The sequence below is a fragment of the Microcystis viridis FACHB-1342 genome (genome assembly GCF_014698335.1).
Classification (GTDB): Bacteria; Cyanobacteriota; Cyanobacteriia; order Cyanobacteriales; family Microcystaceae; genus Microcystis; species Microcystis ichthyoblabe_A.
On sequence record NZ_JACJSV010000005.1, the window covers coordinates 1 to 12,542 of the forward strand.

General features: G+C 41.9%; 11 protein-coding genes. 7 read left to right on the plus strand and 4 right to left on the minus strand.

The window, feature by feature from the left end:
- Positions 1–576: 576 nt before the first annotated feature.
- From H6G40_RS02915 to H6G40_RS02925, 3 genes are all read right to left on the minus strand, one after another.
- Positions 577–3,294 carry a dynamin family protein gene (locus H6G40_RS02915; protein ID WP_190537260.1) on the minus strand — a complete coding sequence of 906 codons (2,718 nt, stop codon included), beginning with the start codon at positions 3,292–3,294 and terminating at the stop codon, positions 577–579.
- 15 nt (positions 3,295–3,309) lie between these two features.
- The gene (locus H6G40_RS02920; protein WP_002775082.1) at positions 3,310–3,942 is read right to left on the minus strand and encodes a VWA domain-containing protein; all 633 of its coding nucleotides are present in this window, start codon (positions 3,940–3,942) and stop codon (positions 3,310–3,312) included.
- A gap of 75 nt (positions 3,943–4,017) precedes the next feature.
- Positions 4,018–4,326, minus strand: coding sequence for a type II toxin-antitoxin system PrlF family antitoxin (locus H6G40_RS02925; RefSeq protein WP_002733815.1), 309 nt, complete (start codon positions 4,324–4,326; stop codon positions 4,018–4,020).
- A gap of 284 nt (positions 4,327–4,610) precedes the next feature.
- Between H6G40_RS02925 and H6G40_RS02930 the strand changes: the two genes are divergently transcribed.
- The 4 genes from H6G40_RS02930 to H6G40_RS02940 all read left to right on the plus strand — a co-directional run bounded on the left by H6G40_RS02930 (position 4,611) and on the right by H6G40_RS02940 (position 8,236).
- Positions 4,611–5,789 (plus strand): AI-2E family transporter, encoded by a 1,179-nt coding sequence (locus tag H6G40_RS02930; RefSeq protein ID WP_069475566.1) that lies wholly within the window; start codon positions 4,611–4,613, stop codon positions 5,787–5,789.
- Positions 5,790–6,529: 740 nt separating this feature from the next.
- A complete protein-coding gene (locus H6G40_RS24250; protein WP_012267246.1) occupies positions 6,530–6,724 on the plus strand; it encodes a TLTLP motif-containing protein in 195 nt (64 codons plus the stop codon).
- 160 nt (positions 6,725–6,884) lie between these two features.
- Positions 6,885–7,394 carry an inorganic diphosphatase gene (locus H6G40_RS02935; protein WP_002732961.1) on the plus strand — a complete coding sequence of 170 codons (510 nt, stop codon included), beginning with the start codon at positions 6,885–6,887 and terminating at the stop codon, positions 7,392–7,394.
- A gap of 155 nt (positions 7,395–7,549) precedes the next feature.
- A complete protein-coding gene (locus tag H6G40_RS02940; RefSeq protein ID WP_069475565.1) occupies positions 7,550–8,236 on the plus strand; it encodes an N-acetylmannosamine-6-phosphate 2-epimerase in 687 nt (228 codons plus the stop codon).
- 37 nt (positions 8,237–8,273) lie between these two features.
- On the opposite strand, the gene H6G40_RS02945 is transcribed toward H6G40_RS02940, so the two are convergent.
- Entirely contained in the window at positions 8,274–8,597 is a 324-nt protein-coding gene (locus H6G40_RS02945) for a DUF4164 family protein (protein ID WP_002734910.1), read from the minus strand.
- Between the two features lie 273 nt (positions 8,598–8,870).
- Between H6G40_RS02945 and H6G40_RS02950 the strand changes: the two genes are divergently transcribed.
- The 3 genes from H6G40_RS02950 (at position 8,871) to H6G40_RS02960 (ending at position 12,477) form a co-directional block, all read left to right on the plus strand.
- Entirely contained in the window at positions 8,871–11,072 is a 2,202-nt protein-coding gene (locus H6G40_RS02950) for a PhoX family protein (protein WP_069475564.1), read from the plus strand.
- A gap of 251 nt (positions 11,073–11,323) precedes the next feature.
- Complete coding sequence (locus tag H6G40_RS02955) at positions 11,324–12,190, plus strand: response regulator (protein ID WP_002731846.1); 867 nt, start codon at positions 11,324–11,326, stop codon at positions 12,188–12,190.
- Positions 12,187–12,477 carry a circadian clock KaiB family protein gene (locus tag H6G40_RS02960; RefSeq protein ID WP_002734286.1) on the plus strand — a complete coding sequence of 97 codons (291 nt, stop codon included), beginning with the start codon at positions 12,187–12,189 and terminating at the stop codon, positions 12,475–12,477. The genes H6G40_RS02955 and H6G40_RS02960 overlap by 4 nt, the downstream gene beginning before the upstream one ends.
- Positions 12,478–12,542 lie beyond the last annotated feature (65 nt).

A 12,542-nucleotide genomic window follows, 5' to 3' on the forward strand; every position in this document is an offset into this window, starting at 1 on the left:
GACAGGGGAACGGAGGTGAACTAGGGGGGGTACTTTGTTCGGTGCTAGACTGATATTTCAGTAAGCCAGACAGGAGCCAGAAAAAGATATTTATCAGAAAAGTCATGATCAAGCTAGAGGTTTAAAGACTGATCGGGTTCCAATTATTTTTATTAATAAATATGGCTCTTCGTTACTTGGTATGGTTCGATAGGGGGGCATAAATCGACTAAATCCTTATCTGGCAAGAGACTTAATTGATTAGTTCGCTCTAGATCAAAAACAATTGACAAAAATCGCCAAATGTCTTTCTCTATAAGAGTTTCATTCCTTAATAATCCTGTACTTTGCATAAGACAAACCGAAGAACCACAAATCTTTTGCGATCGCTATCGGGGGATAGTTGTTTTTTGTCACAGCAGTGGGGAGAAGGGAGCGGGTTTTTCAAGTTGGATTGGCAGTTAATCATGCTATTAAAAACTGATTCAGTATAACGTTCCAGTTGAGCGGATGCCAGTAGCCTTAGCAACACAACCGAGGTCTCTAAACAGTCCGCTCCAACAGGATTGTTAGGCTGCATTTGCACTTTCCCAAAACTTACATGGTTGATAATTCCAAAAGCCTTTTCAAACAGTTTAACGCATCTTCAAACTTTTGGCTCATGTCAGTATGTTTTTTACCTAGTTGTTTTAGAATATCTTCATGATTCAAGTTAACAGCAGACTGATGCATTCCGATTAGGCGATTGTTGATTTCTCCTAATTTCTGGTAATATTTCCCCAGTTCATATCTAAACAATCTTTCCAAATAAATCAAAGCCGTACTAACAGCAACGCTGTAACGAAAAGCAAACTGTTCTTGGAGAAGCTCAGTTAATTTCTCTGTATCGTTAATCTTACCATATTCAGCCACTTTTTCTTCAAGATCTATCTTGTCTAGTAATTTTTCAGGTAGATTTTGCTTGCTCTCTGTGGATTTTGGTGGCTTTTTCTCGCTATCTTCATCAGTGGGCTCTTCAACTTTCTGCTTAACTAAACGAGCAGAGACTTCGATAAGCTTATTCAGAGGGAAGGGTAGAATTCCATATATCATACTTTGAATTGCGTCACTACTCAGTAAAACTAACTCAGGTGCAATTTCACTGAATGTTTTTTTAAATACTTGTACTGAAAGGTTATGACTCACATCATCCGCAGACGGATCAAGAGGTAAATCAATAGGCATTTTGACCAGTTCGTACATGAGAACCCATTTACAGATAGCTAGAAAATTCCCATAAACCTGCTGCTTGGATTCTTGAATTTCTTTGTCAAGAGCTAGTTTTTTGATATATTCCTGCTCATAAGATTTCTGTTCAATTAGCTCACCGATTTTTATATCTCGAACTTTGTCATCGAATTTATGAAAATAGTAGTCGGCTAAATCTCTACTATTTTCCTCAACAGCCCGATGAAATTTTTCTTCAGTTGACAGCAAAAGAAATGGAGAATCAACATTTGGATATGATTTGCCAGTAACGTGTGAGAGGGTAATATGAAGAGCACCATCTCTGTCTTCTGGATCTAGCAAGCGTTTAGCTGGCTCCTTGATAGAGTCTTTTAATTTAGTAAAGATGCTTGTAACTTTGCTTGAAACCTCTCCCTGATGCTCTTCACTGTCAATCCAAGCTTTCACAAACTTAATCAGAGCCTTCCTGGCTTTCTCTAGTTCTTTTCGATCTTGTTCTAGAGTCTGATCGCAAAAAACTTTCGTTGTCAATCCAAGTCCATCTAGTTGTTCAGATGAAATTTCCTGATGCTCTAATCCAAGAATTTGACGACAGGTTAGCTTGATATCGTTTTCCGCCTTCTCTAAAAATAATTCTCCTTCATCAAGCATGAGCTTAACACGATCCTTACTCAAGAATGTATTCAGCTCTTTTAATAAACTTGGTATTCCACTTTCCTCATCTAGCTTATTAGGATTGGCCTTTCCTAAATTTTCAGCGAGGCATTTTGCTAAAGTTGCGTAAAAGTCCTTTTCAATCTCGTCAGTCAGTTCGATCTTCTGTCTAAGAATTAGAGCAAGTACTGACTTTTCTGCGACAATCCTAAAATATCTAGATTTCAGTAAATTTGTATCGCCAATAATCTCGCAGAGTTCCGATAATGATTTTTTTAGTCGAGTTTCATCTTCCTCAGACTTTATCTGATCGGCTTTATTTACAACAATGAATACACGATTAGCAAATTTGCTTTTTTCTTCAGCCGTATAGCCACTGAATAAGTACTTATCTAGTAGGTTTGCGATAGAAGTACCTTCTTCTTCAGCAGGTCTATCGGGATTAACCACAAACACTACTGCATTAGCATTCTTAAGTTCCTGTCGTAAAATCTCCGTGTGTCTTAGAGTTTTTGCTGCCGATCCAGGAACATCAATAAAAACAACATTGCTAGATGTTTTACCATTCAAATAGATGTTATCTTTCGGCTTTAGATAGTACTTTGCACACTTGATGGCAGGAATCACTCTTTGATCACTGTCCTTTCCATTTCGACTACCACCTTCTTCTAAGTAAGTGTTAAGTTTTTTCTGATCTTCTGGAAGTTTAAACTTTATTTTAATCGATTTTTTAATAGTGTCAATTTTCTCCCATGTATTTGCAATGTCTAAAATTTCATCTACAATACGTTGTCGTTTATCAATTGGAAAATTATCCGGTAACTTTTCAGCTATGTCTCCATTAGTTGCTAGATCGATAACTTTAGCAGCAGTTATACTCGCTTCATCTCCAAACAAACTAGCCCTTGTTTGCTCATCAAGGTAATGACTAGCTACACCAAGTAGTAGCGGTTTGAATTCATCTTGAGTTCTGATAGAAAGTTCAGCTTTGTCAAAATCCACGTTTTGATTGGGATAGACATAGATAGCTGTGCCAGTAATTGCTGCTCCACCACCAGTCAGAAGCAGTCTTTCTTGCAAAAGAGCGTTCAGAAGGCTGCTCTTACCAGCACCTGTTTCACCAATCACTACGACTTGGTAATCCCGATCTTGCCGAAGGACATTATCCGCTCTGTCAAGAAGCGTTTTGGCTTTAGATAGATCCAAACTTTGATATTGTGAAAGGACTTTTTGCAGTTCGGCACATTTTCTTTGCAATTTTGTCCAGCGCTCAAACTGTTTTCCTGCTTCAGTTTCACCTAAACTACTACCAAACCGACTTAACCAATTCTGCCAATCCAGATTAGATTGATCATCTGAACCTTTTCCAGGCTGAGAATCTCTTGGCCGAGACGCTGGATTTTCTTTGTCGAATAATTCATCAATTCCACCCATAGCTTCTCTCTGTAGTTAGTCAAGAATTGCATTCAGTAAAACATCAACCAATGAAAGGTTCTCGTCTTCTATATCTTCAATCGTAACTGTATCCACAATGTCAAACTTAGCTCCAGCACCTTTTAATTCATCATCTAGCAACTTAAGAAACTTTGTTGCATCAGGATCATTTCCGATTTGAATGAAAGAGATTGCTAACTCCTCATCTTTTTCCATTTGCTGAGTCGCTTTGACGATCGTTTCAGCAACCGCTTTTTTATTGTCGGGCTGCCCATCAGTAATAACGAGTATTGTTTCCCCATTTAGCTTGGTTTGCTTCTCTTGTTTTCGATGAAAATAGTTTTGTAGAGCGTCTTCTAAAACAAGTGCCATCTCAGTGCGACCAACAAGAGAGATTTCTTTAAATAATTGCGAAACTTGACTAGAAGTAACATTTTCAATGCGTCTAAATTTAGATGAGAAGAAGTAGACAGTAATTCCATCTGGATCAAACTCTTCGCACTTGGTGACTAGAGCAAAAGTGGATTCCTGCATCACATCCCATCTACTTCTGCCGCCTTGCTGATCCTTAGTTGACATACTTCCACTTTTGTCAATGATCAATGTGTAATCTCGCTCCTTCAAGATAGAACCCTGATCCTCAAGCATGGCATACACTCCTGTATTTGAAAGTTTTGCTCCTGCTCTTATCTTAGCACCTATCCGGCTGATCTATAGACAACCTTATTCGTCCTCATCAAGATCCAGATCAACGCCAGAGACCAAAGATTGAACATGATTGACTAGGTTAGAACTAATTGCCTGTATGTGTTGAGGGTTCTGTTCCATATCTTGGGCAAGAAAATTCAGAAATTTCCCAAGCAGTGGATCATTTTCTTCTGTCCCATCAGCCCTGGAAATCCATACTTTACCGTCGGCCTGTATGTTGTAGCAGATTTTATCGCGCTTATTCAAGCCAAGGGCTTTGCGAACAGAATCGGGAATTGTAGTCTGATAGCGATCAGTAAGAGTGGATTCTGGGCATGGGGCCATCGTTGCAGCTATAGCGACCTCTAAGCTTGTCCATAAAAACTAGCTCTTGATGGTAATGCAACTGCATTGTCTTGTCAAGTATGGAGTGACTAGATCTACAGCCTAACGGAGCCGTTCACCTTAAATGTCGGCAGGATGCCCCGTTACACCCATAAGGTTGTTGTAGTAAACCTAAACCTGTCAGCATCCCACACCCCATCTTCCCACTTCCCCGGGTTGAGTTAGCGAGTTCGGCTTCGATCTGTCAGAATACAAGTATTGAAACAAACCCTTTAAGAGGCTTCATGGTGGAAGTTAAAGTCGTTCCCCCGAAACGCAATTGGGTTCAGACGTGGTGGCAATCCCTGAATTCCCTATCTCGCTTACTGGTGATTGCTCTAGCTGCACCACTTATAGTTCTGAATGCCTGGGCATTATCGGCAATTTTTGGCTATTTTGAATCTTTATTTGTTATTTTACTGATAGCGGCCGTTCTATCTTTTCTCTTGGGTTATCCAGTGACTTGGTTGGAACGTCAGGGATTAAAACGGGGTTTAGCTGCGATCGTGGTTTCCCTGATCACGATTTTAATTTTTGTGGCCGTGGGAATCACCCTAGTTCCCCTAGTCTTTACCCAAGCGCAGCAATTTGTCAATAGATTGCCAGAATGGTTAGACTCGGGACAGCGCCAACTGATGCAACTAGATACCAAAATCGACACGATGAATCTACCGATTCCGATCAGTTTCGATGGTGTTATCGCTCAGTTTAACAGTCGTTTAGGGGCAGAATTGCAAATTTTAGCGGGAAGAAGCGTTAATTTAGCCCTTAATCTCACCGTTTTTACCGTGGTGCGAGTGCTTGATGTGCTGCTAACCATTATCCTCACCTTTTATCTACTTCTCCACAGTCCCGATATCTGGAGGAGTATTATCCAATGGTTGCCCAAACCCGTCCAACAACCCTTTTCCCTAACCCTACGCTTAAGTTTTCAGAATTACTTTGTCGGCCAGGTGATTTGTGCCACTTGCATGGCCCTGGGATTAGTCACGGCATTTTTATCGATTAAAGTCCCTTTTGGTCTTCTATTCGGCCTCTTGATTGGTACCATGGCCTTAATCCCTTTTGGGGGAACTGTAGGCATTGTCACGGTGACAGCTTTACTAGCTTTGCGCGATATTGGTTTAGCTCTGCAAGTTTTAGCCGTAGCTGTAGTGGTGCAGCAAATTGTCGAAAACGGCATTGCTCCCCGGATTTTGGGCAGTGTCACCGGGTTAAATCCCTTTTGGGTGTTGGTTTCGGTCTTGACGGGGGCGCGAGTGGGCGGTTTACTGGGGGTGATTGTCGCAGTTCCCATGGCAGTAATGATCAAGGAAGCTTTGGAGGTTATCCGTCAAGTGACCCCAGAGGAGACAAAATACGGGATAATTAAACCCTCTCTCCCCCTAGAATCGGAATCCTCTAGCGGGGTGGTTTCTCGCTGAAGAATGACTGACGGCATCATCTAGGCCGATCTGAGCGATAATATTGGCCAGGATAAATCGGCAGTTTTCTCCCAGGTTCTTGGCTTTTCTCCCTCGATCGAGTTATGATGTAAACATTGGTAGATTGACCCCACTTGCCCTGATCGCTGTCCATGACAAGTAAGGACAAATCAAGGCTTGAGGATGCCTTGCTGGTCTCTGAGACCTAGCTTATTGGGAGATTAGCTAACCAATTGTCTCTAAACTCGGATAATTTCTAAGAAAAGGTGATTGTCTATCCCGATAAATCAGCAAAAAATCGATATTTTGGTTAAATAGGCTACATTAACAGCTAGGTTTCTATCGTAAGCTCGAAGTTAAGACATAAAGTCAATATCACCCTCCGATTGCAATGAGAAAATGTTTGAATCGCTTAATATTTGGGCTTTTCAGACATTTTTTTTGTGGATTGATACTAAATCCAGTTATTAAAAACTGATTTAGTATGACATGGACAAACACCAACAGACCATGATCTGGAGAGATCGTCAAGAAAAGTATCAGAGTGAACTATTGGAAAAGAATTGGTAAAATATAATTAGTAGGGAGAGTATTGCTGTTAATGTTTCGCTTTTTAACGAGACGTTAACCAAGCCCAAAGGCAAAAAATAGCAGTAATTTGTCAAAAGCTCAGGGCCGATGGCTGACTGCTCTGTATATCTCTCGTATTCTTTACTTGTCGAGTTCAACACGACCCCTTTATGGAATCAAGCAACCCGTCAGGGAAGACTTCCGAACCTCCTAGTCATAGGTGGGCCAATTTACTCGGAACTATGATCGCAATTCTGACCCTAACGTTACCCTTGTTAGCGATTGGATATAACTCCACGCCTAACTATACCGAAGAACCCCTTACCGGTAACACATCCTACTCCCTAACGAGGCAAATGAGGTGACAGAATTGAGATAGACGATTGCCAAGATAAAATTTTTTTCTTCGTCCCGATCCCCCTTGTGGGTAAAATTTGGATCGGAGTCAATCAAAGTGTCTTTTAATTTTGCCTGCGCTTTTAGGTGACTCTAAAGGCGCTATTGTCTTGTATTTGGAGAAAGCTTGTGGATTTATCGCGCATTCCTGCCCAACCGAAACCCGGTTTAATTAACGTTTTAGTGGAAATTACTGCTGGTAGTAAGAATAAATACGAGTTTGATAAGGATTTAAACGCCTTTGCTCTCGATCGCGTTCTCTATTCTTCGGTACAATATCCCTGTGATTATGGTTTTGTTCCCAATACCCTCGCCGATGACGGCGATCCTTTAGATGGTATGGTGATCATGGATCAGCCTACTTTCCCCGGCTGTGTGATTACAGCGCGTCCCATTGGTATGTTAGAAATGATCGATGGTGGTGATCGCGATGAAAAAATTCTCTGTGTTCCCGCTAAAGATCCCCGTTATGCAGAGGTAAAATCTCTCAAAGATGTCTCTCCCCATCGCTTGGACGAAATCGCCGAGTTTTTCAAAACCTATAAGAATCTAGAGAAAAAAGTCACAGAAATTCTCGGTTGGAAAGATGTGGACGCAGTAACCGCTTTAGTTGAACAGTGTATTGCTGCTTATAAGTAAGGTTTGCGGCAAAAAGTTTGCTGGTGGGGTTAGTTATCAGTTATCAGTAAACAGTTATCAGTTCACTGATTACTGTTTACTGTTCACTGATAACTGAAAAGTCTCCCCACACCCCACACCCCACACCCCACACCCCACACCCTACACCCCAATTTATGCGAATAGAAACCTTAAAATCGGGTTTAATCGTCTCCTGTCAAGCGCCAGTGGAGTCATCTCTGCACGATCCTGTAATTATTGCCGCCATGGCTCATGCTTGCGTGGATAGGGGTGCTTGTGGGGTAAGAATTGATAGTCCCGCTCATCTGAAAGCCACCCGTCAACAATTGCCGGATATACCGATAATTGGGCTCTGGAAACGCAATTATCCCGATTGTTCGGTATATATTACTCCCAAATATCAAGATGCTCTGGCCATTGCCGATGCCGGTGCCGATATAATTGCCTTGGATGCTACCCCAAGAAAGCGTCCTAATGATGAAAATTTAGCCACAATTATCGCTCGTATTCATCGGGAAACTGGTAAATTAGTCATGGCAGATATAGACTCGATCGAAAGTGCTATTTATGCCGTGGCAGCTGGTGCTGATGTTGTCGGTACAACTCTTTACGGTTACACAGAAGCAACTAAACAGCTGCAGCCGCCGAGTTTTTCTTTCCTAGAAGAATTAGTTAATAATTTATCAGTTCCTGTTATCTGTGAAGGAGGAATATCGACTCCAAAAGAAGCCAAAAAAGCCCTAGAAGTTGGTGCATATTCGGTAGTTGTTGGTACGGCAATTACAGGGATTGATTTAAAAACTACCGCTTTTTTACAAGGAATTTTATCGAAATATTCATGACATTAATCTTGCTCCTAGCCGTGCCTGGTAGCCACTTCTAGGGATTAGGAAAAAAACCAAAAAGTTTAGCCGCACCACCCAAAATAGCGACGACTAAAGCGATTAAAATCCCCCGGTTAGTAAATTCCTGATAGGCAATCCGTGCCGTTAATCCCTTGATTTCCGTGGTCAATCGCTCATCTAAAGCTTTAATATCTCCTTTTAACTCTCCTTTGAGTTCTGCTTGTCCGATTTCTAATTTTGTGAGACGTTCATCGATTTTGTCGAATTTTTGAGTAACATCTCTTTGTAGGTTATCGATTTTTCCCTCAATCCTTGTCAGAACGGTTTCTAGGGAATAAGTTACAGTTTCGTTAGACATTTGCTAAACCCCTATTCAGTTTTCAGTTATCAGATTTGAGTTTTAAGTGAGCGGTATTAAATGGCAGTTTTCTACTGTCTTTGCACCGATTACTATTTACTGATTATGGCAGTTTTCTACTGTCTTTGCACCGATTACTGTTTACTGATTACTTTTAACTGGCTGTTAACTTAGTCATAACTTGGATAATATATAATACCTATGTCAAGTTTATGTAATAAAATTTAACCTAATCAAGGTCTGAACACCAGTTTTGACTTTATTCCTGAAAATATGAGTATTTCTCGCCGTAATTTCCTCACCTTTTTAACTGCCACTGCCGGTGTCTCTTTTTTCAGTCTGCAAGAGAAAAAATATTCCTCTCTGATTAGCAGTCCTGCGATCGCTGCCAATAGTTTTGGGTTAAACTTTTCTCCAGTCAAACTGCCAATTCCCTTAAAAATTGACGGGATGAGCGATGAAAGCCAAAAAAGTGCCTATCAAACCTATAAAGTCCTAGATGATCTCGTTCTTCCGCAAGGATTCACCTATGATGTGCTGGCACAGTGGGGGGATAAAGTGGGTGATTCCCGTTTCGGTTATAACAATGATTATCTATCTTTTATCGAAACCAGTCCGGGTCAAGGTTATCTAACCGTTAATTTTGAATATATCAGTGGTCGTACTTGGCTACAAACCTTTGAACAAGTGATCGGTAAAACCCTACCCGTCAAGGAAGTACGGGAAAAAACGAACGAAAAGGGTGAAATTGCCGCCTATCACCTGCAAGATGCCACCTTAAGGGCAAAAATCGAGGAAATCTCCCTAGAAGGATTAATTGATCAGGGAATTGGCGTAATTTCCTTAGCTAAAGATCAAACGGGAAAATGGCAACGTACCTATAGTAAAGCCGATCGCCGCATTACCGGTATTTCTGGACTAAAGGACGGCCACTACCTGAAAGCGACTGGCCCTGCTGTAGCAATTTTTACCAAAACCAATAAACTTGGCTACGATGACGGATTCGGGGCAAAAATTATCGGAACATTTCAAAATTGCGCCGGGGGAACAACTCCCTGGGGGACCGTATTTAGTGCCGAGGAAAACTTTCAAGACCAAGTGACGGAGGTAGTGTTAAAAGACGGTTCCTCTTTGCATCCCGATACTACTCCCTTTATTCTCAATAGTGGGGAAGTGGATGGCCGGGGTAACGTTTTTGGGTTAGCGGGAAATAAATACGGTTGGATGGTGGAGGTGGATCCAGCCAATCCCGACGATTACGGCACAAAACACACTTGGTTAGGGCGTTTTCGCCATGAAGCGGTCGCTTTTCTCGCTCAAACGGGGCAACCCTTGGCGGTTTATTCAGGATGCGATCGCAGAGGCGGTCATGTCTATAAATTCGTCTCCGAGGGCAAAATTAGCGATATTAAAGACAAAAATAACTCAAAACTCCTAGAAAAGGGAATGCTCTACGGGGCCAAATTCAACCCCGATAAAACCGGTTATTGGATACCCTTAAATCCCGACACGGAGATCAATCCCGTCCTACCGAGTCAAATTGCCGCTAGTCGCGGGGATGGGGTGGTAGCTTTGCCGAATCCCGAAAGAACGGTCAATGAGACTAAATTACTGCTATTTAAGGACGATGAAGAGATTCTAGCCTACAAAGCTAAATATAAGACCCTCGCAGACCTGTATGAAGGTAATGGAACGGAAAAACAGGGAGCAATTCTCATCGATGCTCATTTTGCCGCTAACGCCGTTGGGATCACTTGTACTGGTCGGCCAGAAGATACGGAAGTGGACGAGAATGGCACTTTATATATAACCTTTACCTCTGGTAGTCCCAGTGAAGCGGAGGGAGGAGCCGATAGGGAGATATTTAAGGGACCAAATGGCGAAATACCCTACGAATTTGGTTGGATTATCAGCTTAAGGGAAGATAATAACGATGCTGCTTCCTTAAGTTTTCGTTGGGATGTGGTCGCTTACGGAGGGGAACCGACCGAGAAGGGTGCGGGTTTTTCTAATCCCGATAACCTCGCGTTCGATCAACAGGGAAATCTCTGGATGGTTAGCGATATTTCCACGGGTGGGTTAAATCGAGAGATGAAAACTCGTTATCCCCAAGGAGTCCCAGTTAGTCAACGGGATTTATTGGGGATTTTTGGTAATAATAGCGCTTGGGTATTTGCCAAGGGTCAAGAGCATCCCTATCCTTTTGCTATCGCTCCCATGGATGCGGAATTAACGGGATTGTACTTTACTCCCGACCAAGAGACGTTATTTTTGGCAGTACAACATCCGGGGGAAGCGGGGGGAATTCGTCGGGATTTAGCCTTTGAAAACCGAAAATTTGCCCTGAAAACCACTAATGGGCAGGAATTTGAACAAATGCGACAAGTACCCCTAGGGTCGAATTGGCCCAGTGGTCAAGTTAATCAACCTCCCCGGCCGGCAGTGGTGGCAATTCGCCGAATTGAGTCAAAATAGGTGAGGGAAGTAGGGAAGTGGGGAGGTGGGGAAGTGGGGAAGTGGGGAGAAAAAGGAAATAGATTGTTTCCTTGGAGTAGAAAAGCGATCTTTTTCAGGAAAAATCGTTAAATTAAGGATTTTAAGGGCAAGGTCGCCATTAAAATCTCACTTTTGCCGGAGATATGTTGTGATTTTGTCCTTGAGTTTCCCAAAGATGGGCTTACTATGAGAGTAGGGGGAAAAAAGATAATTTTAGCGATCGATTAACAATGACTAGGGATCTCTGTAGGATTTTATTGATAGAGGACGAACCGACGACTGTTAAATTAATCCAGAGATTGCTGTTAAAGGCCCCCCAATGTTCTCTGGCTGAGGGGTTGACTTTTACCCTCACCCAAGCTCAGGATCTAGAGGAAACTGCCGAAAAACTGGCAGGGGAGAAATTTGATCTCATCCTCTTAAGCTTGGAAATCTCTGTTCCCCCCGGTTTAAATATCCTAGTCAAAACCAGAGAATTAGCCGCTGCTATACCGATAGTGGTTCAAACTACTAGCAATGATGAGAAATTAGTCGTTAGAGCCTTTCAACTCGGTGCTGATGGTTATATTCAGTTAAATAATATCGATAGTAGTCTTTTAGTCTATCAAATTCGTGTGGCGATCGAGCGTCAGCAATATATTCTCAATCTTAAACATCAACAACAGGAAGAAGAATTTCGCGAACTGGAACAGTTAATCAAGGGAGGACAAACTAGCATCACGGCGAAAATGTTCGGTTCTGAGGCAATAAGGCAGAGTATTCCCGATATTTTTCAAGAATTAGTCCAAAATTACGGAGATTTATTAGATTTAGCTTTAGAAGAACAAGCATATAAAGTGGAACATAATCTATCGGAACGACTGCGAAGCTTAGCTGATAAGCTAGGATTCTTAAAAGCTAGTCCTCGCGATGTGGTGGACATTCATACCACCACCCTACGCCAAAAAAATCAGGATGTCACCCTGGCCAAAGCGCAGGCCTACGTTAGCGAAGGTCGTCTCATGGTCTTGGAATTGATGGGTTATCTCGTCTCTTTCTATCGTAAATACTATATCGGTCTCAGCAACATTAAACTGTTCAATAACACGCAATCATGAGTCAATATCTTCTCAAACTCTACATTATGGGTGATTCAAGTAAATCCCAAAGGGCGATCGCCAATATTTTTCGGATCTGTCGCGAGGAGTTATCCGGTCTTTATACGGTAGAAATAATTGATGTTCTCGAACAGCCGCAATTAGCGGAACAGGATAAAATTCTCGTAACTCCTACTTTAGTCAAACAACTTCCCCCACCCCTACAAAGAATTATCGGCGATATGTCCAATACCCAAAAGGTTCTCCTCGGTTTGGATGTTATTCCCAAAGACTCGCGTCTCAATTAGGATTCACCGAAAAATTCTTCTGGTTAGGTTTTTCCTCGCTAATAAGTAGATAGGATTAAAATTAC

Excerpts from the sequence above, each read along its gene's own strand:
- H6G40_RS02915 (WP_190537260.1), bottom strand. The coding sequence starts at position 3,294 with ATGGGTGGAATTGATGAATTATTCGACAAAGAAAATCCAGCGTCTCGG.
- H6G40_RS02920 (WP_002775082.1), bottom strand. The coding sequence starts at position 3,942 with ATGCTTGAGGATCAGGGTTCTATCTTGAAGGAGCGAGATTACACATTG.
- H6G40_RS02925 (WP_002733815.1), bottom strand. The coding sequence starts at position 4,326 with ATGGCCCCATGCCCAGAATCCACTCTTACTGATCGCTATCAGACTACA.
- H6G40_RS02930 (WP_069475566.1), top strand. The coding sequence starts at position 4,611 with ATGGTGGAAGTTAAAGTCGTTCCCCCGAAACGCAATTGGGTTCAGACG.
- H6G40_RS24250 (WP_012267246.1), top strand. The coding sequence starts at position 6,530 with ATGGAATCAAGCAACCCGTCAGGGAAGACTTCCGAACCTCCTAGTCAT.
- H6G40_RS02940 (WP_069475565.1), top strand. The coding sequence starts at position 7,550 with ATGCGAATAGAAACCTTAAAATCGGGTTTAATCGTCTCCTGTCAAGCG.
- H6G40_RS02945 (WP_002734910.1), bottom strand. The coding sequence starts at position 8,597 with ATGTCTAACGAAACTGTAACTTATTCCCTAGAAACCGTTCTGACAAGG.
- H6G40_RS02950 (WP_069475564.1), top strand. The coding sequence starts at position 8,871 with ATGAGTATTTCTCGCCGTAATTTCCTCACCTTTTTAACTGCCACTGCC.
- H6G40_RS02955 (WP_002731846.1), top strand. The coding sequence starts at position 11,324 with ATGACTAGGGATCTCTGTAGGATTTTATTGATAGAGGACGAACCGACG.
- H6G40_RS02960 (WP_002734286.1), top strand. The coding sequence starts at position 12,187 with ATGAGTCAATATCTTCTCAAACTCTACATTATGGGTGATTCAAGTAAA.